At 65.3% G+C, this 20,060-nt stretch carries 17 protein-coding genes and 2 pseudogenes; 12 read left to right on the forward strand and 7 right to left on the reverse strand.

Annotated elements, in window-relative coordinates:
- The first annotated feature begins 19 nt into the window (after positions 1-19).
- Entirely contained in the window at positions 20-664 is a 645-nt protein-coding gene (locus ACT2B0_RS18685; RefSeq protein ID WP_473459830.1) for a carbonic anhydrase, read from the forward strand.
- Between the two features lie 42 nt (positions 665-706).
- On the opposite strand, the gene ACT2B0_RS18690 is transcribed toward ACT2B0_RS18685, so the two are convergent.
- On the reverse strand, positions 707-1,963 hold the full coding sequence (locus tag ACT2B0_RS18690; protein ID WP_473459831.1) for a multidrug effflux MFS transporter: 1,257 nt from the start codon (positions 1,961-1,963) through the stop codon (positions 707-709).
- Positions 1,960-2,427 (reverse strand): MarR family winged helix-turn-helix transcriptional regulator, encoded by a 468-nt coding sequence (locus tag ACT2B0_RS18695; protein WP_473459832.1) that lies wholly within the window; start codon positions 2,425-2,427, stop codon positions 1,960-1,962. The genes ACT2B0_RS18690 and ACT2B0_RS18695 overlap by 4 nt, the downstream gene beginning before the upstream one ends.
- Positions 2,428-2,543: 116 nt before the next feature.
- Here ACT2B0_RS18695 and ACT2B0_RS18700 point away from each other — a divergent pair, with 116 nt between their 5' ends.
- A complete protein-coding gene (locus tag ACT2B0_RS18700; protein ID WP_473459833.1) occupies positions 2,544-4,601 on the forward strand; it encodes a M3 family metallopeptidase in 2,058 nt (685 codons plus the stop codon).
- A 12-nt stretch (positions 4,602-4,613) separates the two neighbouring features.
- Here ACT2B0_RS18700 and ACT2B0_RS18705 read toward each other — a convergent pair whose 3' ends face one another.
- Positions 4,614-5,207, reverse strand: a complete 594-nt coding sequence (locus ACT2B0_RS18705; RefSeq protein WP_473459834.1) for a VOC family protein — start codon at positions 5,205-5,207, stop codon at positions 4,614-4,616.
- A gap of 171 nt (positions 5,208-5,378) precedes the next feature.
- Between ACT2B0_RS18705 and ACT2B0_RS18710 the strand changes: the two genes are divergently transcribed.
- Positions 5,379-6,464, forward strand: coding sequence for a site-2 protease family protein (locus tag ACT2B0_RS18710; RefSeq protein WP_473459835.1), 1,086 nt, complete (start codon positions 5,379-5,381; stop codon positions 6,462-6,464).
- Positions 6,465-6,599: 135 nt separating this feature from the next.
- On the opposite strand, the gene ACT2B0_RS18715 is transcribed toward ACT2B0_RS18710, so the two are convergent.
- Positions 6,600-7,118: a hypothetical protein gene (locus ACT2B0_RS18715; RefSeq protein WP_473459836.1), complete on the reverse strand. Its 519-nt coding sequence runs from the start codon at positions 7,116-7,118 to the stop codon at positions 6,600-6,602.
- Between ACT2B0_RS18715 and typA the strand changes: the two genes are divergently transcribed.
- Complete coding sequence (gene typA, locus ACT2B0_RS18720) at positions 7,093-8,919, forward strand: translational GTPase TypA (protein ID WP_473459837.1); 1,827 nt, start codon at positions 7,093-7,095, stop codon at positions 8,917-8,919. The genes ACT2B0_RS18715 and typA overlap by 26 nt on opposite strands.
- Before the next feature lie 6 nt (positions 8,920-8,925).
- Here typA and ACT2B0_RS18725 read toward each other — a convergent pair whose 3' ends face one another.
- Positions 8,926-9,807, reverse strand: a complete 882-nt coding sequence (locus ACT2B0_RS18725) for a LysR family transcriptional regulator (RefSeq protein ID WP_473459838.1) — start codon at positions 9,805-9,807, stop codon at positions 8,926-8,928.
- 156 nt (positions 9,808-9,963) lie between these two features.
- Here ACT2B0_RS18725 and ACT2B0_RS18730 point away from each other — a divergent pair, with 156 nt between their 5' ends.
- From ACT2B0_RS18730 to ACT2B0_RS18740, 3 genes and pseudogenes are all read left to right on the forward strand, one after another.
- Positions 9,964-11,460 carry a CoA-acylating methylmalonate-semialdehyde dehydrogenase gene (locus ACT2B0_RS18730; RefSeq protein WP_473459839.1) on the forward strand — a complete coding sequence of 499 codons (1,497 nt, stop codon included), beginning with the start codon at positions 9,964-9,966 and terminating at the stop codon, positions 11,458-11,460.
- A 326-nt stretch (positions 11,461-11,786) separates the two neighbouring features.
- Positions 11,787-12,122, forward strand: a complete 336-nt coding sequence (locus ACT2B0_RS18735; RefSeq protein ID WP_473459840.1) for a hypothetical protein — start codon at positions 11,787-11,789, stop codon at positions 12,120-12,122.
- 233 nt (positions 12,123-12,355) lie between these two features.
- Positions 12,356-12,634, forward strand: a pseudogene (locus ACT2B0_RS18740) (leucine zipper domain-containing protein); the annotation flags it as partial.
- Here the strand turns inward: ACT2B0_RS18740 and ACT2B0_RS18745 are convergent.
- Both ACT2B0_RS18745 and ACT2B0_RS18750 read right to left on the reverse strand, forming a co-directional pair.
- A pseudogene (locus ACT2B0_RS18745) lies at positions 12,618-13,222 on the reverse strand (IS5 family transposase); the annotation flags it as partial. The pseudogenes ACT2B0_RS18740 and ACT2B0_RS18745 sit on opposite strands and share 17 nt — an antisense overlap.
- 170 nt (positions 13,223-13,392) lie before the next feature.
- Complete coding sequence (locus tag ACT2B0_RS18750) at positions 13,393-13,983, reverse strand: GntR family transcriptional regulator (RefSeq protein ID WP_473466096.1); 591 nt, start codon at positions 13,981-13,983, stop codon at positions 13,393-13,395.
- Positions 13,984-14,149: 166 nt separating this feature from the next.
- Here ACT2B0_RS18750 and ACT2B0_RS18755 point away from each other — a divergent pair, with 166 nt between their 5' ends.
- The 5 genes from ACT2B0_RS18755 (at position 14,150) to livM (ending at position 19,978) form a co-directional block, all read left to right on the forward strand.
- A complete protein-coding gene (locus tag ACT2B0_RS18755; protein ID WP_473459841.1) occupies positions 14,150-15,043 on the forward strand; it encodes a dihydrodipicolinate synthase family protein in 894 nt (297 codons plus the stop codon).
- A 20-nt stretch (positions 15,044-15,063) separates the two neighbouring features.
- Positions 15,064-16,320 (forward strand): NAD(P)/FAD-dependent oxidoreductase, encoded by a 1,257-nt coding sequence (locus tag ACT2B0_RS18760; RefSeq protein WP_473459842.1) that lies wholly within the window; start codon positions 15,064-15,066, stop codon positions 16,318-16,320.
- 14 nt (positions 16,321-16,334) lie between these two features.
- Positions 16,335-17,336, forward strand: a complete 1,002-nt coding sequence (locus tag ACT2B0_RS18765; RefSeq protein ID WP_348419404.1) for a 4-hydroxyproline epimerase — start codon at positions 16,335-16,337, stop codon at positions 17,334-17,336.
- Positions 17,337-17,660: 324 nt separating this feature from the next.
- On the forward strand, positions 17,661-18,593 hold the full coding sequence (locus tag ACT2B0_RS18770) for an ABC transporter permease subunit (protein ID WP_473459843.1): 933 nt from the start codon (positions 17,661-17,663) through the stop codon (positions 18,591-18,593).
- Positions 18,593-19,978, forward strand: coding sequence for a high-affinity branched-chain amino acid ABC transporter permease LivM (gene livM, locus ACT2B0_RS18775; protein ID WP_473459844.1), 1,386 nt, complete (start codon positions 18,593-18,595; stop codon positions 19,976-19,978). The genes ACT2B0_RS18770 and livM overlap by 1 nt, the downstream gene beginning before the upstream one ends.
- Positions 19,979-20,060: the final 82 nt, after the last annotated feature.

Consider the following 20,060-nt stretch of genomic DNA (forward strand, 5'->3'; position numbering starts at 1 on the left):
CTGTGGCTATCGATCATTCATGACCGATCTTCCCGAGCGCCTTCTCGCCGGATACCGGCATTTCATGGGCGGCCGCTACGCCGCCGAAACCGCACGCTATCGCGACCTTGCCGCCAAGGGCCAGTCGCCGGAGACGATGGTGATCGCCTGCTGCGATTCGCGCGCAGCGCCCGAAACCATTTTCGATTCCGGTCCGGGCGAGCTTTTCGTCGTGCGCAACGTCGCCAATCTGGTGCCGCCCTACGAACCCGACGATCGACACCACTCGACCTCGGCGGCGCTCGAATTCGCGGTGCAGAGTCTCAAGGTCAAGCACATCGTCGTACTCGGCCACGGCCGCTGCGGCGGTATCCGCGCCGCGCTCGACCCGTCCGCCGAACCGTTGTCGCCAGGCGATTTCATTGGACGCTGGATGGGGCTGGTCGCACCGGCCGCCCAGGCCGTGAGCGGCAACAGCCTGATGACCGTGGGCGAACGCCAGACCGCGCTTGAGCGCATCTCGATCCGCTATTCGATCGACAATCTGCGCTCGTTTCCATGCGTCAAGATTCTCGAGGACAAGGGCCGCCTTTCCCTGCACGGTGCCTGGTTCGACATCGGCTCGGGAGAGCTGTGGGTAATGAACCGTAAGACCGGCGATTTTTTCAGGCCCGACATCGACTGAGAGGCCCCAGCACCGCGCTCGCCGGCTCGGAAGCAAACACGTCTAACTCACCGGCCCGCCATGGCGGGGCGTCGTTGCCGTCATCGGCGCCGGCTCCGGCAACAAGCGCCAGATCGCCCAACTCGTAATCGCGATCAGTCCGAGCGCCGGCACCACGATCGCCAGCGCCGCCACCGGTTCGCCGATCAAAGCCGCCACCAGGCCGCCGACCAGCCCGGTTCCCATCTGTAGGAAACCGGTCATCGACGAGGCGGAGCCGGCGATGCGTGGAAAGGGCGCCATGGCGGCGACCGACATGGCCGGCATGACGAAGCCGATCCCGAGCGCGTGGAGGCTCACCGGCGCCATCACGATCAGAAAGGTCGGTTCCCACACGCGCAGGAAGACCGCCATTGCCAGGCTTCCGGCCGCAACGAAGGCGAGACCGATCGGCACCAGCCGCGCCGGCGGCAATTTGCGCATCGTCCAGCGCGCGGCAAGCGATCCGGCAAAGAACAAACCCGACTGCATCAGCATGCCGACGCCGAATTGCGCCGGCGTCAGCCCGACCCGGTCCATCAGGATGAAGGGAAGCACGGTGGCCTGGGCGTAGATGGCGCCCATCGTGCCGGCGATCACCAGACTGGACAGCATGAAATAGCCATTGCCGAGCAAGGTCGCGTAGGCGAAAATCAGCGCGCCCGGCCGGATGCGCGACAGGTCCCGCGACACCGTCTCGTGCAGGCAGAAAATCGTCACGAGAACAACGACGACGCTCATCAACGCCATCAGCACGAAGACCGAGTGCCAGCCGGCGAGCTCGATCGCGATCCCGCCGAGCGTCGGAGAGATCGCCGGTCCGAGCGCGAGGATAATGCCGATCAGATTGGTGATCCGTACGGCACGTTCGCCGTTGAACAGGTCCCGCACCACCGCGCGCGCAATCGCGATCCCGACGGCGGCCCCGATTCCCTGCAGCAGCCGCGCCGCGATCAGCACCTCGATCGTGGGCGCGAACATGGCCAGGACGCTGGCGGCGAAAAAAATGCCCATGAAGCCGATCGTCACCGGCTTGCGGCCAAACCCGTCCGACAGCGGCCCGCAGACGAGCTGCGCCAGGGCAAAACCGGCGAAATACAGCGAAAGCGTGAGTTTGACCGCCGCTTCGGTGGTGTCGTAGGCCCGCACCAGTTCCGGCATCGCGGGAGTAAACAGAGCCAGCGAGATCGGCCCCACCGCCGCCAGCAGCGCGCCGATCACGCCCACGCGCCGTTCCGACATGGGTGCGGATGCGTCCGGACCGGGCGCGACGACGTTCATGCCGGCCTGTCGCCGGCCTGGCTGCGCATGGTGGCCAGATCGGCACGGATCTGCTTCAGCTGTTCGAGCAACTGGGTCCACCGGGCCTGCGGCATGCCGCGCGACAGGTCGGCGCGCAATTGTTCGCTGATGCGCCGGACATGGTCCAGAACCGCGTCGGCAGCCGGCGTCAGATCGACCAGCTTGGCGCGGCGATCGGCCGGGTCAGGTCTTCGGCTGACGAGGCCGCGCGCCTCCAGCCGGTCGAGATTAGTCGACAAGGTCATGGCTTCGAGCCCCATCCGTTCGGCAAGCACGTTCTGGCGTACGCAGCCGATCCGCGCGATGTTGGCGAGCGTGCGACCTTCCGCCGGCGTGACGGACACACCGGCCTGCGCGATCCGGCGCTCCATCTCCGCGCGGATCAGCCGCGAGAGGTCGCCGATGACGAAACCGAACGTGTCGGGATCCGGATAGTGCGACAATTTACTAAGCATCCCTTATAGTAAGGTACACTTATGATTGCGCCTGTTGCGAGTCAAGCCGTTGCAAGCCGGCCCCGGCGCGCCTAAATCCAGCCGACCACACAATCGGAAAAGCCATGCCCGACACAAACGCCGCCTTCGCGCTCGAGTCTCATCCGCTGGTCGACTGGACCGGCCCCTGCGGCCTGCCGGATTTCTCGCACATCCGCGACCAGGACTTCGCCGCCGCCTTTGAGGCTGCGCTTGCCGCGCATCGCCGCGAGATCGACGCCATCGCCGGCGATCCCGAACCCGCCACGATCACCAACACGCTGGCCGCGCTAGAATGCGCCGGCCAGCCCTTGTCGCGCATCGCCGCGATTTTCTGGTGCAAGGCGGGCGCCCATACCAACGATGTGCTCCAGACGTTCGAACGCGAAATCGCGCCCGCCATGGCGCGTCATTTCTCGGCGATCTTGATGAACGCGGCGCTGTTTGCCCGCGTCGACGATCTGTATCGGCGCCGCGATGCGCTCGGCCTCGATCCCGAAACGGCCCACGTGCTGGAAAAGACCTGGAAGGGGTTTGTCCGCTCCGGCGCGCGCCTCGGCGAGGCCGACAAGCAGCGCCTGGCCGAAATCAATGAGCAACTGGCCGGGCTCGGGGCGCAATTCGGCCAGAACGTGCTCGCCGACGAAAGCGACTGGGCGCTGTTTCTCGACGAGATCGATCTCGACGGCTTGCCCGGGTCGCTGCGCGCCGCGATGGCCGAAGCAGCCGACGGGCGTGGCCGAAAGGGCCGTTTTGCCGTGACCCTGTCGCGCTCGATCATCGAACCGTTTCTCGCCCATGCCGAACGCCGCGACCTGCGCGAAGCCGCGTTTCGGGCCTTTGTCGGCCGTGGCGACAATGGCGGCAAGACCGACAACGGCCCGATCGTGGCGCGCATGCTCGCCTTGCGCGCCGAAAAAGCCAGGCTTCTCGGCTATGCCTCCTACGCCGCGCTCAAGCTCGACGACACGATGGCGAAAACCCCCGAGGCGGTGTTCGGCCTGCTCGATCCGGTCTGGCAGGAGGCCAAGCGCAAGGCGGCCGGAGACCAGGCCGAACTGCAGCGCCTTGCCGCCGCCGAGGGGCTGAACGCACCAATCGCGGCCTGGGACTGGCGCTATTTCCAGGAAAAGCTGCGCCAGGAAAAATTCGCCTTCGACGACGGCGCGCTCAAACCCTATTTCCGGCTGGAGAACGTCATCGCCGCCTGTTTCGATGTCGCTGGCCGCCTGTTCGGTCTGACTTTCGAAGAAGAAAAGGGCGTTGTCACCTGGCACGAAGACGTGCGCGTGTTCGAGGTCAAGAACGCCGACGGCTCGCACCGCGCAATGTTCTTAGCCGACTATTTCAACCGCCCGTCGAAGCGGTCTGGCGCCTGGATGAGCAGGCTGCAGGCGGGCTGGTCGCTTGGCGAGGGCGCGACGCCGATCGTCTTTAATGTGATGAATTTCGCCAAGCCGCCGGCTGGCAAGCCGGCGCTTTTGTCGCTCGACGAGGCACGCACGCTGTTTCACGAATTCGGCCATGCGCTGCACGGCATGCTGACCGAAGTCACTTGGCCCTCCGTCTCCGGCACTTCGGTCGCGCGCGATTTCGTCGAACTGCCCTCACAGCTTTACGAACACTGGCTGACCGTACCGGAAATCCTGGAAAAACACGCCCGCCACTACGAGACCGGCGCGCCGATGCCGACCGAACTGGCCGAAAGCATGAAGGCGGCGCGCAATTTCGACGCCGGATTCGCCACCGTCGAGTTCGCCGCCTCCGCGCTTGTCGACATGGCCTTTCACGCCCGTCCGGAAGCGCCCGAAGACCCTCTTCGTTTTGAAGCCGAAACGCTTTCCGCACTCGGCATGCCGGGCGCTATCGCCATGCGCCACCGCACACCGCATTTCCTGCATGTGTTTTCCGGGGACGGCTATTCGGCCGGTTATTATTCCTACATGTGGTCGGAAGTGCTCGACGCCGACGCATTCGGCGCCTTCGAGGAGAGCGGCGACCCGTTCGAGCCGGCACTGGCTGAAAAGCTGCGCCGCCACATCTACGCCGCCGGCGGCTCGGCCGACCCGGAGGCGCTTTACCGCGCCTTCCGCGGCCAGATGCCCTCGCCCGAGGCGATGATGAAAAAGCGCGGCCTCGCCTGATCCGCCATCGTCCTACCGCCTCTGCGAATAGGGGTCCTTGGGCGCGCGATCGTCCGACAGCGACGGCCGGGCGCGCGCCACCAGCGCCTCGATCGCGTCGGCAAGATGCACGGCGGCGATGTTGTAGTCGCCGCGCGCGACCCGGATTTCATGCGCGGCCATCAGCACGTCGGCATGGCAGAAACCCTGCGGCGGCTCGAACCGGTAGCAGGCCAGTTCGATCAACAGCCCGAGCGGGTCCTTGAAATAGATCGAGTCCATGAAGCCGCGATCCTTGACCCCGCTATGATCGATCCGGCGGTCGTCAAGCCGGCTCACCGCCTGCAGGAAAACCGCCCGCGACACGGAAAAGGCCACGTGGTGGACGCAGCCGGGCTCGGTCGGCGTGCGATCAGGGTCGGGCTTGCGGCTTTCGTCGGTGAAGATGGTGATCAGCCGGCCGTCGCCCGGATCGAAATAGAGATGGCTCTCGCTCGCCCTGTCGAGGTTCGGCTGTTCGAAAACGAACGGCATGCCGAGCACGCCCTCCCAAAAGTCGATCGAGGTTTGCCGGTCCGCACCCACCAGCGTGATGTGGTGCACGCCCTGCGACTGAAGTTTCTGCATCCGCGCCTCCCTTCCGGCCAATGCCGTTCAGCCGTTCTTGCTCCGCACCCGTCACCCGCCCGCACCCCGGGCCGTGACGGCGAACCGTGCCGCAACTGTCGCACAGGACGTGAAATCCGGTCTATAGTGAACACGCGTCCCGTCGGGCCGCATCCACCGCAGGAGCACCCCATGCAATGGTCCTTTCCCATCGGCCGGTTGGCCGGCAGCGAGATTCGCATTCACCTCACCTTCTTCCTGCTGCTTTTGTGGATCGGGATCGCGCATTTCCAGCATGGCGGCTCGGCCGCGGCCGTGGAGGGTATCGCCTTCGTGGTTGCGATCTTCGCCTGCGTGGTCCTGCACGAGCTCGGCCACGCGGTCGCGGCCCGACGCTATGGCATCGCCACGCCGCGCATCACGCTGTTGCCGATCGGCGGCGTCGCCGAACTGGAGCGCATGCCCGAAAAACCGTCTGAAGAGATCGTCGTCGCACTCGCCGGACCGCTGGTCAATGTCGTGATCGCGGCGGTGTTGTTCCTGATTCTCGGCGCCCGCGTCGATACGGGCACGTTGGCGGCGATGGAGGACCCCGCCGGCGGGTTCGTGGCCCGGCTGGCGGCGGTCAACGTCGTGCTTGTCCTGTTCAACCTGATACCCGCCTTTCCGATGGATGGCGGCCGGGTGCTGCGGGCGCTGCTCGCCACGCGCTATCCGCGTGTGCGCGCCACCCAGATCGCCGGCACGGTCGGCCAGTTCGCGGCCTTTGCGTTCGGGTTTCTCGGCCTTGTCGGCGGCAATCCGCTTTTGATTTTTGTCGCGATCTTCGTTTATCTCGCCGCGACCGCGGAGACCCAGGTCGTCGGGCTGCAGGATGCAGCGCGTTCGGTGGCGATCCGCGACGCCATGATCACCTCTTACGAGGCGCTGGGCCCGACCGCGACCTTGTCGCATGCCGCCGAGCTGTTGTTGCGCACCACCCAGCACGAATTTCCGGTGCTGGACGGCGGCGGCAGGCTGCGCGGCGTGCTTACCCGCGCCGGGCTTGTCGAAGGCATGCGCGACGGCGGCGGCGACGCACCGGCGATCGAGGCGATGGTGCGCGACATCCCGTCCCTGCGCGACGATGGCGGGCTCGACGCTGCGCTCGAGGCGCTGCAGAAAAGCGGTGCGCCGGCGGTCGCGATCGTCGATGGCGATGAGCGTTTTCTCGGCTATGTCACGATGGAGAATATCGGCGAACTGATGATGCTGCGCGCGGCGACAGCCGCGGCATGATCATGGGACCGGCAGGCCCGGCTCCTGTTTCACCTGAGACAGGATCACCCCTTCCAGGACGGTAGAAGAGCCGGGCACGGGCCGCGCGTCGAAAACCCGGCCTTTTCGGGTCTCCGGCCGCCACGAGCGCGTGGCTTAGTCGGGGAAACAGGCTTTTGGAATATCGGGCCAGACCGCGTCGTCGCAGCCCAACGCCGCGCGGCGGCGCCTGAAATCGTCGGACACCGGCCCGGTTACGACCGGATCGACCCAGGCGACCGACGCCTCCATCTCCTCGGGCATCCCGCCGGGATAATCCAACGCGACATCGCCCCCGTCGCGCGGCGAAGGCGGGCTGGCCGCCAGCATGCCCGGTATGCCGAGCGCAACGACGAGCGCCGTCGTCACGGCCACGCTCCGCCTTGTGTGGCGGGTTTGCACGGGTGGTTGATTATTCATGAACGCATGACGCGCGAAATTCGTAAATGTTCCGTAAATTTCTCGATATCTCCCACGAGAGCGATATTTGGCCGCCAGACGGAACGGCTGGAGCGGGAAGCCCCTTTCGCAGATGCGAAAAAGCCTGTAAGAGCGCCGCACCGAAACGGGCGCGGCAAAAGGAAGCGTCCCCGAAGCCCCCGAGAGACACATGAACATCCGCAATATCGCGATCATCGCGCACGTCGACCATGGCAAGACCACGTTGGTCGACGCGCTGCTGAAACAATCCGGCGCCTTGCGCGAACACCAGCGCGTCAGCGAACGCGCGATGGACTCCAACGACCTGGAGAAGGAACGCGGCATCACCATCCTCGCCAAGGCGACCTCGGTCGAGTGGAAGGAGACGCGTATCAACATCGTCGACACGCCCGGCCATGCCGATTTCGGCGGCGAGGTGGAACGCATCCTGTCGATGGTCGACGGCGCCATCGTGCTGGTCGATGCGGCCGAAGGGCCGATGCCGCAGACCAAGTTCGTCGTCGGCAAGGCGCTCAAGGTCGGTCTTCGCCCGATCGTCGCCGTCAACAAGATCGACCGACCCGACGCGCGCGCCGATGAGGTGATCAACGAGGTATTCGATCTGTTCGCCGCGCTCGACGCCAATGACGAGCAGCTTGACTTCCCGATCCTCTACGGCTCCGGCCGCGACGGCTGGATGGCCGAACAACCCGAGGGACCCAAGCAGGACGGGCTCGCGCCGCTGTTCGACCTGGTTTTGAGCCACGTCCCCGAACCGACAGTTGCCGAAGGGCCGTTCCGCATGATCGGCACTATTCTGGAAGCCAATCCGTTTCTCGGACGCATCATCACCGGACGCATCGAGGCCGGCTCGCTGAAGCCGAACCAGGCCGTCAAGGTCCTGCATCACGACGGCGCCCTGATGGAGACCGGCCGCGTATCGAAGATCCTCGCCTTTCGCGGCCTCGAGCGCCAGCCGATCGAGGAGGCCCAGGCCGGCGACATCGTCGCCATCGCCGGGCTGTCGAAAGGCACCGTCGCCGACACGTTCTGCGATCCGTCGGTCAGCGAGCCGATGCCGGCCCAGCCGATCGATCCGCCGACCGTGACCATGTCCTTCATCGTCAACGATTCCCCGCTCGCCGGCACCGAGGGCGACAAGGTCACGAGCCGCGTCATCCGCGACCGGCTTTTGCGCGAGGCCGAGGGCAATGTCGCGCTGAAGATCGAGGAATCGAACGACAAGGACTCCTTCTACGTCTCCGGCCGCGGTGAACTACAGCTTGCCGTGCTGATCGAGACCATGCGCCGCGAGGGTTTCGAGCTCGCTGTCTCGCGTCCGCGTGTCGTCATGCAGCAGGACGAGAGCGGGCAGTTGCTCGAGCCGATCGAGGAGGTCGTGATCGACGTCGACGAGGAGCATTCCGGCGTCGTCGTGCAGAAAATGTCGGAGCGCAAGGCCGAGATGGTCGAGCTCAAGCCCTCGGGCGGCGACCGCCAGCGGCTGGTTTTCCACGCACCGACCCGCGGCCTGATCGGCTATCAGTCGGAGCTTTTGACCGACACGCGCGGCACCGCGGTGATGAACCGGCTATTTTACGAATACCAGCCCTACAAGGGCGAACTGGCCGGCCGCACCAACGGCGTCCTGATCGCCAACGAACCGGGCGAGGCCGTCGCTTATGCGCTGTGGAACCTCGAGGATCGCGGCCCGATGGTCATCGACCCGGGCGTCAAGGTCTATCAGGGCATGATCATCGGCATCCATTCCCGCGACAACGACCTCGAGGTCAACGTTCTCAAGGGCAAGAAGCTCACCAATGTGCGCGCCGCCGGCAAGGACGATGCCGTCAAGCTGACACCACCGGTGCGCATGACGCTGGAGCGTGCGCTGGCCTGGATCGAGAACGACGAACTGGTCGAGGTGACGCCGAAATCGATCCGGTTGAGAAAGCTCTATCTCGACCCGCACGAGCGCAAGCGTTTCGAAAAGCAGAAGACCGCCGGGGCGGCCTGACAACCGTCAGACAAACAGCGCCCGCGCTTTTTCGACTTCCGCGCCGATAAACGCCGAGACCGTCTGCACTCGTTTCAGCGGCCGGACGGTCTCGTGATAGACCAGCCAGTAGGCCCGGCGGATCGGCGGCACCGCCGGCACCGGCACCAGATCGGCGTGGCTTCGGGCGATGAAGGTATGCAAAATGCCGATGCCGGCTCCGGCGCGCACCGCCTCCGCCTGGCCGAGCGCTGAGGAAATCTGGAAGCGCGCGTGCCAGCCCGGCGAGAATTCCGTGGCATAGTCGAGGCTCGGGCTGATGGCGAGATCGGCGACATAACCTACCAGCCTGTGCGCGGCCAGCTGCTGCGGGATCTGCGGCATACCGTATTGCGCGACATAGTCGCGCGAGGCGTAAAGGCCGAGCGTGTAGTCGACAAGCTTGGCCGCGACCAGCCGGCCTTCGCTGGGCCGTGCGACGGTGATCGCGATATCGGCCTCGCGCCGGGACAGCGAAAAGGAACGCGGCACCGGCACGAGTTGAACCGACAGATCCGGGTGTCGCGCCGTCAGCGCTCCGAGCCGCGGCGCCAGAAAGGCGACACCGAAGCCGTCGGGCGCGCCGACCCTGACCGTGCCGGCGATCTCGTCGCCCTCGCCGGCAATCTCGGCCCGCGCCGCGATCATGTCGGCCTCGATGCGCTCGGCCACGGCAAGGAACCGCTCGCCGGCTTCCGTCATGTCGCTGCCGGAAGTGGTGCGGCGGAACAGGCGCGTCTTCAGGCTGGCCTCGAGCGCGGCAATGCGCCGGGAAACGGTGGCATGGTTGAGCCCGAGCCGGCGCGCGGCTCCCAGAATCTGGCCGGCGCGCGCAACCGCCAGAAAGATCCGAACGTCGTCCCAGTTCATTGCCTTGCTCGCACAGGCCCTATCCTTTGCAAGGAATAATGAACCTCGTGCCGCCGTACGTCAAATTTCGCACAACGGTTGCGTCGACGCTCGCGTTGCTTTCCGCAAGGGGAAGCGGGACAATGCCATCAACAACCGATCCAAGGGAGCGAAACGATGCAGGAACTCGGACATTTTATCGGCGGTGAGCACGTCGCCGCGACGGGCGGCCGCAGCCAGGACGTGATGCAGCCCATGGACGGCTCGGTACGCGGCAAGGTCGCGCTCGGCTCCAAGGATGACCTGCGCAAGGCGGTCGAAAACGCCAAGGCCGCGCAGCCGGCCTGGGCCGCCACCAACCCGCAGCGGCGCGTGCGCGTGCTGATGAAGTTCCTCGATCTGGTCCAGCAGGAAATGGAGTCTTTGGCCGAACTGCTCGCCCGCGAGCACGGCAAGACGATTCCCGACGCCAAGGGCGACATCCAGCGCGGCCTCGAGGTCGTGGAAGTGTCGATCGGCGCACCGCACATGATGAAGGGCGAGTTCACCGACGGCGCCGGTCCCGGCATCGATGTCTATTCCATGCGCCAGCCGCTTGGCGTCGTTGCCGGCATCACGCCCTTCAACTTCCCCGCCATGATCCCGCTGTGGAAGATCGGTCCGGCGATCGCGGCCGGCAACGCCTTCATCCTCAAGCCGTCCGAGCGCGACCCCGGCGTGCCGATGCGCATTGCCGAACTGTTCATCGAGGCCGGCCTGCCGAAGGGCATTTTGAACGTCGTCAACGGCGACAAGGAGGTGGTCGACGCCATCCTCGACGATCCCGACATCAAGGCCGTCGGTTTCGTCGGCTCGACGCCGATCGCGCAGTATATTTACGGCCGCGCCACCGCCAACGGCAAGCGCGCCCAGTGCTTCGGCGGCGCCAAGAACCACATGATCATCATGCCTGACGCCGACATGGACCAGACCGTCGACGCGCTGATTGGCGCCGGTTACGGATCGGCCGGCGAACGCTGCATGGCGGTCTCGGTCGCCGTGCCCGTCGGCAAGGAGACCGCCGACCGCCTGGTGGAACGGCTCATCCCGCGTGTCGAGGGGCTCAAGGTCGGCCCGTCGACCGACGCCTCGGCCGATTTCGGCCCGCTGGTCACCAAGCAAGCGCTGGAGCGCGTCAAGGGTTATGTCGATCTCGGCATCAAGGAAGGCGCCAAGCTCGTCGTCGACGGCCGCGGCTTCACCATGCAGGGTTACGAGGACGGCTATTATATGGGCGGCTGCCTGTTCGACAACGTCACCGCCGACATGCGCATCTACAAGGAAGAGATCTTCGGTCCGGTGCTCTCGGTGGTCCGCGCCAACACCTACGAGGAGGCGCTGAAGCTGCCCAACGAGCATGAATATGGCAACGGCGTCGCCATCTTCACCCGCGACGGCGACGCGGCGCGCGATTTCGCCGCCCGCGTCGAGGTCGGCATGGTCGGCGTCAACGTGCCGATCCCCGTCCCGATCGCCTATTACACCTTCGGCGGCTGGAAGGGCTCGGCCTTCGGCGACCTGAACCAGCACGGCCCGGACGCGTTCCGCTTCTACACCAAGACCAAGACGGTCACCTCGCGCTGGCCGTCCGGCGTCAAGGACGGCGCGGAATTCGTCATCCCGACGATGAACTGATCGCCGCACCCTGCTTCGATCGTGAAGGCGCTGCCCATCCAGCGCCTTCAAACCACCGAGCCCCCTGTTAAAATACTAGCGGGGGGTTCCGTTCTCGCTTGGCGGTGCGGGACCGCGAACACGATCGTGTGTCGAGCACGAAACATGCTTGCCCACGCGTGTCGCAGCCACCATATCCTAAGACAAATACAGAACAAATCGCTCCCCCGGGAGCAGACCTGACATGACCACGCGTAACGCATGGACAGGTCGAGATCGGCCTTAAACGCTTCGGCCTAGAAATGTTCGCATCGTTCCTCGCCGGAGCTTACGGCAAGGAGAGTGCGATGTTGTACAAGGCAACCTTTGGTGCGGCGGCCATCATCATGGCCGCGACGATGGCGACTCCGATCCCTGGTTGGGCGCAAGTGATGCCACGCGGCCCGTGCGGCGCACGCGAGGAGATCGTGCAGTGGCTCGATGAACGCCATCAGGAATACAGGGCCGGGTTCGGCCTTGCCGGCGACAGGGCGCTGTTCGAGTTGTTCACCTCCAGGGACGGGACCTGGACCCTTATCCTCACGGGCACGACCAGGCGTTCGTGCCTGATGGCGGCCGGCACGTCCTGGGAAATGGTCGACAGGCCGGCCGAGCAGTCCGGCGAAGCGACCGGGGGGACTTGAGCGACGCTGATCGGCGTCCTGGAGGCAGGCTGCGCAAAGGCATGCGCCCGGCAAGACCCGGATTGATGTCGGCAGCCGCACCAATCCCCTTCCGCCTCCGCCAGGGCCGGACCGAACCGGTCGTATTGCCGACCTGTGAAGACGCGCGGCTCTAGGTGTGAAGTCTCGAAAGGTTGTTCACCCGGTTCGGGGTTAGGCTGCAATCGCCAAACTCCAGCCGAGGATCCCGAAGGATGAACAACCCGCACCAAGGTGCCCGCCTGACCGTCTATAGTCGAGAGCAGATCGTGGCCCGTGTCCTCGCGGGACAGAAGGCCGCCGAGGTGGCCGCTGCCTTCGGCGTTTCCCTCCGCACCGTTCGGAAGTGGTTGGCGCGGTTCCGCGCGGGCGGGGGCGCGGCGCTCTCCAACCGCGCAAGTGCCCCCGCCCGCGTGGCCGGGCGTCTGCCCGAACGCCTGGTCGCGCTCGCCCTGCATCTGCGGCGCGACCTGCGCCTGACGGGGGCGGCGATCGCGGCCAGGCTGGGTCTCGCGCGCTCGACCGTGGCGCGCTGGCTGGCACGGGCGAGGATGGCGCGACTGGCCCGGCGCGGTCTGCGAGCAGGGTGTGCCCGGCCTCCAGCGTTTCGAACATGTCGGCGGCCGAGCGTCCGTCGTGCGCCTGGCCCTCGGTCAGCTTGAGGCGGATCGGCCGTCCCTCGGCGTCAACGAGCGCGTGTATCTTGGTCGTCAGGCCGCCGCGCGAGCGACCCATGCAACGGGATCGTTCGTCTTTTTTTGGCCGTTGGCGGCGTGCTGGTGCACCCGGATCGAGGACGAGTCGATCATCTGCACGTCGCCGTCGTAAGCCTCTGACACAGCTTCAAGAATACGCGCCCAATGCCCCGCCTTGCGCCATCGGTTGAAGCGATTGACGCAGGTCGTGTGCGGACCGTAGCGCGCCGGAATGTCGGCCCAGGGCGCTCCCGTGCGCAGCCGCCAGAAGATGCCGTTCAGAACCTTGCGGTCATCCGCGCGCGGCACCCCGCGCACCTTCGTCGGCAGCAGCGGCTGGATCACCGACCACTCGAAATCCGTCAGATCAAAACGCGCCATGTTCACCTCCGGCCAATGGCAGGAAGGGAATCACAACCGCATCCTCTTGGGAATCCCCTTTATGGGTATGTGACCTAGAGCGTTTCCAGGCGAAGTGGAAGCCGGTTCGCCGTTCAAAAAAGCGTCAAAACAATAAGTTAGAGCCGGTCTGCGATTCCGTGAAAAGCAGAACGGCCTTAACGCCGCGCCGCCGCGCCGGCATGGGCGCGCAAAAGATCCATCAGGCGCCCGGCCTCGGCAGCCGCGCCCGCCTCGTCGCGATTGAGAATGGCGCGGATCAGGCCGACATGGTGCTCGGCCGCCTCGGTCAGGCCGGTATCGCTCTTGTAGCGAAACCAGAAGCGGCGACTATGCGTCTGCAGCGGCGCCGCCAGGCGCGAGGCGAACGGGTTTTCCGCCGCCAGCGCCATCGCCTCGTCGAGCGCCTTGTCCGCCTCGAGAAAGAAGATCACATTGCCGGAGATCACCGCGCGTTGCATCGCCATGGCGGCCGCGCGAAACGCTTCGCTGGCGGTATTGGCGACATTACGCGCCGCCTCACGGGCCAGCACGATCTCCACGCCGCGCCGCGCATCGATCACCTTGCGCCAGTCGCCGGCGTGAAGCGGGGCGATCGCGATGCCCGCCCGCGGGCGGATTTCGAGCAGCCCCTCCCAGGCGAGCCGCTGGATTGCCTCGCGCACAGGGGTGCGTCCGAGACCGACCTGCTCGATCAGCCCGCCCTCGGTCGTCACGCTGGCAGGCGCCAGCTCCAGCGTCACCACCATCCGCTCGAGCGCGTGATAGGCGCGCGCTGCGGCCGGTGCGGCAGGTTTTGTGTCCTTCACCCAGTCTCTCCTTGATATATTGTTGATATATAGCCATGCGCCGCCGCTTGACAAATCGAGGCGGCCGCAGATATATCTTAGATATATCAGATCAGGAGTCAGGAAAATGTGGGCAGGCGTCTATCCCGCGGTCACAACCAAATTCACCGAGGATGACCGCCTCGATCATGCCGAAATGGAACGCTGCTTCGGCCTGCAGATGGACGCCGGCTGCGACGGGCTGATCGTTGCCGGATCGCTGGGCGAGGGCCCGATGCTGTCCATGGCCGAAAAGCTCGAAGTGCTGGCGACCGCTCGCACGGCCGCCGCAGGCAAACCCGTCCTTTTGACCGTCAACGAGCCCGGCACCCGCGAGGCCTGCGCCACGGCCAGGGCCGCCGCCAAGGCCGGCGCCGACGGCCTGATGGTGGTGCCGAGCCCGATCTACCACACCGACCCGCGCGAGACCGCCGACGCGCTTAAGGCGGTCGCGGCCGCCGGCGATCTGCCGGTGATGATCTATTCCAACCGGGTCGCCTATCGCGTCGACGTCACGGTACCGGTCATGCACGAACTGGCCGCCGATGAGCGTTTCGTCGCCGTCAAGGAATCCTCCGACGACATCCGCCGTTCGACCGAGATCATCAACGCATTCGGCGATCGATTCGACCTATTCACCGGCGTCGACAACCTGGTCTTCGAGGCGCTCGCCGTCGGCGCCGTCGGATGGGTCGCCGGCATCGTCGTCGCCTTCCCGCGCGAGTCGGTGGCGATCTACCAGCTGATGAGGCAGGGCCGCCGCGACGAGGCGCTGGCGATCTATCGCTGGCTGCGTCCGCTGGCCGACCTCGACGTCTCGACCTATCTGGTCCAGAACCTCAAACTGGCCGAGGCGCTGGCGATCGACTCCAACGACCGCGTGCGCATGCCGCGGCAGCCGCTTGCCGGCGCCCGCCGTGCCGAGGTCGAGAAAATCGTCCGCGACGCGATCGCCGTCCGGCCCGATATCCCGGCCCTCTGACCGGCCTGGCGCCCGCTCCGATGGCTGCTGCGTGGCAAAACCCGGTCGATGTCGCCGTGATTGGCGGCGGCATTATCGGCATTTGCGCAGCGGCGGCCCTGGCCGCGGCCGGCCGCAGGCCGCTGATTATCGACCGCACCGGCATCTGCGAGGAGACCAGTGCCGGCAATGCCGGCGCGCTCGCCTTTTCCGACGTTTTGCCGCTCGCCCAGAAGGGCGTGATCCGCAACCTACCCAAATGGCTTGCCGACCCGCTCGGCCCGCTATCGGTTCCCCCCGCCTATGCGCCATGGCTGCTGCCGTGGCTTTTGCGCTTTCTGGCCGCCTCGCGTCCCGCGCGCTACGGCAATGCGCTCGCCGCGCAGGCGGCGATGATGCGCCTGGCCGAGACGGAATGGGCCGCGCTCATGGCCCGGACCGGCACTGAATCGATGCTGCGCGAGGACGGCTCGCTCGAGCTTTACCAAAGCGACGCCGAATTTCAGGCCTCGCTCGGCGGTTGGGCGGCGCGCGAGCGCTTCAACATCGCGTTTCGCCATCTCGACCGTGCCGGGATCGAGGCGCTGCAGCCTGGCCTGGCGCCGCAATTTTCCCGCGCCACCTTCGTCCCGGGCTGGAAGACGGTGTCTGATCCCCAGCATCTCGGCAAGGCGATCTGGCGCAAGGCCGAAGCCGATGGCGCCATCTGGACGCGCGGCGAGGTGGTGGTCGTGACCCCGGCCGAAAAACACGTTGCGATCCAGCTGCGCGAGGGGCGCACCCTGTTGGCGCGCGACCTGGTTGTCGCCGCCGGTGCCTGGTCGCATCGCCTTACCCGCGCCTTCGGCGACGTCGTGCCGCTCGAAACCGAGCGTGGCTACAACACCACCCTGCCGGCCGACGCCTTCGATCTCAGGCGCCAGCTCATTTTTTCCGCGCACGGCTTTGTCGTCACTCCGCTTGAAACCGGAATCCGTGTCGGCGGCGCGGTCGAACTCGGCGGACTGAAGCGGCCGCCCGACTACCGCCGCGCCAGGGCGATGCTTGAAAAAGCCCGTCGTTTCATGCCCGCGCTTCAAACCGGCGGCGGCCGCGAATGGATGGGCTACCGCCCTTCCCTGCCCGACTCGCTGCCTGTCATCGGACGGGCGCGTAATGCAGAAAACGTCTATTATGCTTTCGGCCACGGCCATCTCGGCCTTACCCAGGCCGCGGCGACCGGGCGCCTGATCCGCGATCTGGTTTCCGGAGAGACGCCAACGATCGACCTTGCTCCCTTCAGCCCACAGCGGTTCTAGACGAAAGCGCGACCATGGCCCGCCATTCCTTCCACTGCATCGACGGACATACATGCGGCAATCCGGTGCGGCTCGTTGCCGGCGGCGGCCCGCTTCTCAACGGCGCGACCATGATGGAAAGGCGGGCGCATTTCCTGGCCGAGTTCGACTGGATCCGGACCGGGCTGATGTTCGAACCACGCGGCCACGACATGATGTCCGGCTCGATCCTCTACCCGCCGACACGCGAGGATTGCGACATCGGCATTCTTTTCATCGAGACCTCGGGCTGCCTGCCCATGTGCGGCCACGGCACCATCGGCACCGTCACCTTCGCGATCGAAAACGGGCTGGTGCGCCCCGAGACGCCGGGCGTGTTGCGTCTCGACACGCCGGCGGGACGCGTTGTCGCCACCTATGAGGAAAGGGACGGCCGCGTCGAGGAAGTGCGCATCACCAACGTCGCCTCGTATCTGCATGCGCGCGATCTCGCCGTCGACTGCCCGGAGCTGGGGCCGCTGACCGTCGACGTCGCCTATGGCGGCAATTTCTACGCCATCGTCGATCCGCAGCGAAACTATCGCGACATGGCCGATTTTTCCGCCAACCAGTTGATCGCCTGGAGCCCCGTTCTGCGCGAGCGGCTGAACCAGGCGCACCGGTTCGAACACCCGCAAGACCCCTCGATCAACGGCCTGTCGCATATTTTGTGGACCGGCGCGCCGACCGTCGACGGCGCCGATGCCCGCAACGCGGTCTTTTACGGCGACAAGGCCATCGACCGCTCTCCCTGCGGCACCGGTACCTCGGCGCGCATGGCGCAACTCGCCGCCCGGGGCAGACTGCGGCCCGGCGACGATTTCGTGCATCAATCGATCATCGGCTCGCTGTTCCGCGGCCGCGTCGAAGACGAGACCACGCTCGCCGCTCAGCCCGCCATCATTCCCTCGGTCGGCGGCTGGGCGCGCATGACCGGCTACAACACCATCTTCATCGATGATCGCGACCCGTTCGCGCATGGATTCGTCGTGCGTTAAGCGGCCTGTACGGGCCACTTCAGCCGAAATGAAGCGCCTCAAAGCCATGCACGAAACGCGCAAATGTCCGTAGGTTTATGCAAGACTTAACCAAAACTACCCGCAAAACGGGAATATTAGGCAAGGACATTGCGCTGGCCCAGTGCTAGCTTCCGCGCTGGTCCAAGCGCCCGAACCCCTCGAAAAAAGGGACGGGCGGGGCCTTCGGTGCGGCTGCGGCGCGCAATTTTGTCGTTGCAATCCCGTTTTGAAGGGCTACGACTAGGGGAAATACAATAAGGGGTGCGCCGGTCCTGGCGACATTCCGCGGGGGGAGCCGCAGGCATGCTCGAATATTTCGTTCAGCAGCTCATTAATGGGCTGACTCTCGGATCAATCTACGGCCTGATCGCGATCGGCTATACGATGGTCTACGGGATCATCGGCATGATCAATTTCGCCCATGGCGATATCTTCATGGTCGGATCCTTCATCGCCCTGGCGACGTTTTTGATCCTGACATCGGTGTTCGGCTTCGTCTTTCTGCCGGTGGTTCTGCTGATCGTGCTGATCATCGCCATGCTGTTCACGTCCGCCTGGGGCTGGACGGTCGAGCGGTTCGCCTACCGGCCGTTGCGCGGCTCGTTCCGGCTCGCCCCGCTGATCACCGCCATCGGCATGTCGATCGTGCTGCAGAATTTCGTCCAGGTCACCCAGGGCGCGCGCGTCAAGCCGCTGCCACCGCAGATTCAGGGCGGTGTTACGCTGATGGAGGGATCGACCGAAAACGGCACGATCCTCGTCCAGCTCTCCTATATGCAGATGATCATCATCTTCACGACGCTGGTCCTGATGATCGGCTTCACGCTCTTGATCTCGCGCACCTCGCTGGGGCGCGCCCAGCGGGCCTGCGAACAGGATCGCAAGATGGCGGCGCTGCTTGGCGTCAATGTCGATCGCACCATCTCGCTGACCTTCGTCATGGGCGCCGCGCTGGCGGCCGTCGCCGGCCTGATGTTTTTGCTGCTATACGGGGTGATCGACTTTTATATCGGCTTTCTGGCCGGGGTTAAGGCGTTCACCGCCGCCGTGCTCGGGGGTATCGGCTCGCTGCCCGGCGCCATGCTCGGCGGCCTGGCGATCGGGCTGATCGAGGTCTTCTGGTCCGGCTACTTCACGGTCGAATACAAGGACGTCGCCGCCTTCTCGATCCTCGCCATCGTGTTGATCTTCATGCCTTCGGGCCTGCTCGGCAAGCCGGAAGTGGAGAAGGTCTGATGGCGGCCCGTACTGCGCCGCTCGCGTCCGCCAGAGACGACGACCGCCTCGCCAAATCACTGCGCGATGCCGCGATTGCAGCCCTCATGGTCTTCGCGCTCGGTTTCTTCTTTCTCGGCGTGCGCACCGACATCGCGCCGGGCGGGCTTGCGCTGAGCTTTCGCTGGGGCCTGCTGTTTTCCGCCGTGGCGATCGTGTTCGCCGGCCGCCTGCTGCTCAACCTGTTCGTGTTCAAGACATCAAGGCCCGTCACCACCCGGTTTTCGGACCTGTTTTCGGGAGCCGGAAGCAGCTTCGCCGGCCTCGGCAAATGGCTCGCCCGGGGCCTGCTGGTGTTCGCGATCGTGCTGCCGTTCTTCTTCACCTATTTCTTCCCCAACAAGGACCGGCAATATATCGATCTCGCCATTCTGATCATGACCTACATCATGCTCGGCTGGGGTCTGAACATCGTCGTCGGCCTCGCCGGGCTGCTGGATTTGGGTTATGTCGCCTTTTATGCGGTCGGCGCCTATTCCTTCGCCCTGCTGGCTCAGAATTTCGGTTTCGGCTTCTGGATGGCCCTGCCGCTGGCCGGTCTTCTGGCCGCCTTCTGGGGCGTGATCCTGGGCTTTCCGGTGCTTCGCCTGCGCGGCGACTATCTCGCCATCGTCACGCTCGCCTTCGGCGAGATCATCCGCGTCGTGCTACTCAACTGGTATGATTTCACCAACGGCCCCGACGGCATTTCCGGCATTCCGCGGCCGACACTTCTCGGTCTCGAATTTTCGCGCGGCGAGGGCGGGTTCGCCGATTTCTTCGGTATTCCCTACGACAGCATCCACCGCTTCATCTATCTCTATTACATCATCTTCGTGCTGGCGATCGTAACCAACCTGGTCACCATCCGGCTGCGCAGGCTGCCCGTCGGACGCGCCTGGGAAGCCCTGCGCGAGGACGAGATCGCCTGCCGCTCGCTCGGCATCAACACCACCAACACCAAGCTGACGGCTTTCTCGATCGGAGCCATGTTCGGCGGCTTCGCCGGCTCCTTTTTCGCCACCCGCCAGGGCTTCATTTCCCCGGAGAGCTTCACCTTTCTGGAATCGGCGATCATCCTCGCCATCGTCGTGCTTGGCGGCCTCGGATCGCAGATCGGCGTCGTCATCGCCTCCATCGTCATGATCGGCGGCATCGAGATGCTGCGCAATCTCGGCTTTCTGCAACACGTCTTCGGCGACGGATTCGACCCGACCCAGTACCGCATGCTGATCTTCGGCCTTGCCATGGTGCTGATCATGGTGTGGCGGCCGCGCGGCCTCATCACCACCCGTGAGCCGACGGCGGTACTGAAGGAAAAGAAGCGCATCGGCGCCGACATGGTCGCACAGGGTGAAGGTCACTGATGGGTTCCGTGGTGCAAAACGAAAACGGCGGCGCTGGCTTGGCGAGCTGGGACCAGACCCCGATCCTGTCCGTCGAACATCT

This window comes from Nitratireductor sp. J20-h4, from assembly GCF_056780505.1.

Bases quoted from the DNA above. Each gene is read 5' to 3' on its own strand.
- ACT2B0_RS18685 (WP_473459830.1), top strand. From the start codon at position 20: ATGACCGATCTTCCCGAGCGCCTTCTCGCCGGATACCGGCATTTCATG.
- ACT2B0_RS18690 (WP_473459831.1), bottom strand. From the start codon at position 1,963: ATGAACGTCGTCGCGCCCGGTCCGGACGCATCCGCACCCATGTCGGAA.
- ACT2B0_RS18700 (WP_473459833.1), top strand. From the start codon at position 2,544: ATGCCCGACACAAACGCCGCCTTCGCGCTCGAGTCTCATCCGCTGGTC.
- ACT2B0_RS18705 (WP_473459834.1), bottom strand. From the start codon at position 5,207: ATGCAGAAACTTCAGTCGCAGGGCGTGCACCACATCACGCTGGTGGGT.
- ACT2B0_RS18710 (WP_473459835.1), top strand. From the start codon at position 5,379: ATGCAATGGTCCTTTCCCATCGGCCGGTTGGCCGGCAGCGAGATTCGC.
- typA (WP_473459837.1), top strand. From the start codon at position 7,093: ATGAACATCCGCAATATCGCGATCATCGCGCACGTCGACCATGGCAAG.
- ACT2B0_RS18715 (WP_473459836.1), bottom strand. From the start codon at position 7,118: ATGATCGCGATATTGCGGATGTTCATGTGTCTCTCGGGGGCTTCGGGG.
- ACT2B0_RS18725 (WP_473459838.1), bottom strand. From the start codon at position 9,807: ATGAACTGGGACGACGTTCGGATCTTTCTGGCGGTTGCGCGCGCCGGC.
- ACT2B0_RS18730 (WP_473459839.1), top strand. From the start codon at position 9,964: ATGCAGGAACTCGGACATTTTATCGGCGGTGAGCACGTCGCCGCGACG.
- ACT2B0_RS18735 (WP_473459840.1), top strand. From the start codon at position 11,787: ATGTTGTACAAGGCAACCTTTGGTGCGGCGGCCATCATCATGGCCGCG.
- ACT2B0_RS18750 (WP_473466096.1), bottom strand. From the start codon at position 13,983: ATGGTGGTGACGCTGGAGCTGGCGCCTGCCAGCGTGACGACCGAGGGC.
- ACT2B0_RS18755 (WP_473459841.1), top strand. From the start codon at position 14,150: ATGTGGGCAGGCGTCTATCCCGCGGTCACAACCAAATTCACCGAGGAT.
- ACT2B0_RS18760 (WP_473459842.1), top strand. From the start codon at position 15,064: ATGGCTGCTGCGTGGCAAAACCCGGTCGATGTCGCCGTGATTGGCGGC.
- ACT2B0_RS18765 (WP_348419404.1), top strand. From the start codon at position 16,335: ATGGCCCGCCATTCCTTCCACTGCATCGACGGACATACATGCGGCAAT.
- ACT2B0_RS18770 (WP_473459843.1), top strand. From the start codon at position 17,661: ATGCTCGAATATTTCGTTCAGCAGCTCATTAATGGGCTGACTCTCGGA.
- livM (WP_473459844.1), top strand. From the start codon at position 18,593: ATGGCGGCCCGTACTGCGCCGCTCGCGTCCGCCAGAGACGACGACCGC.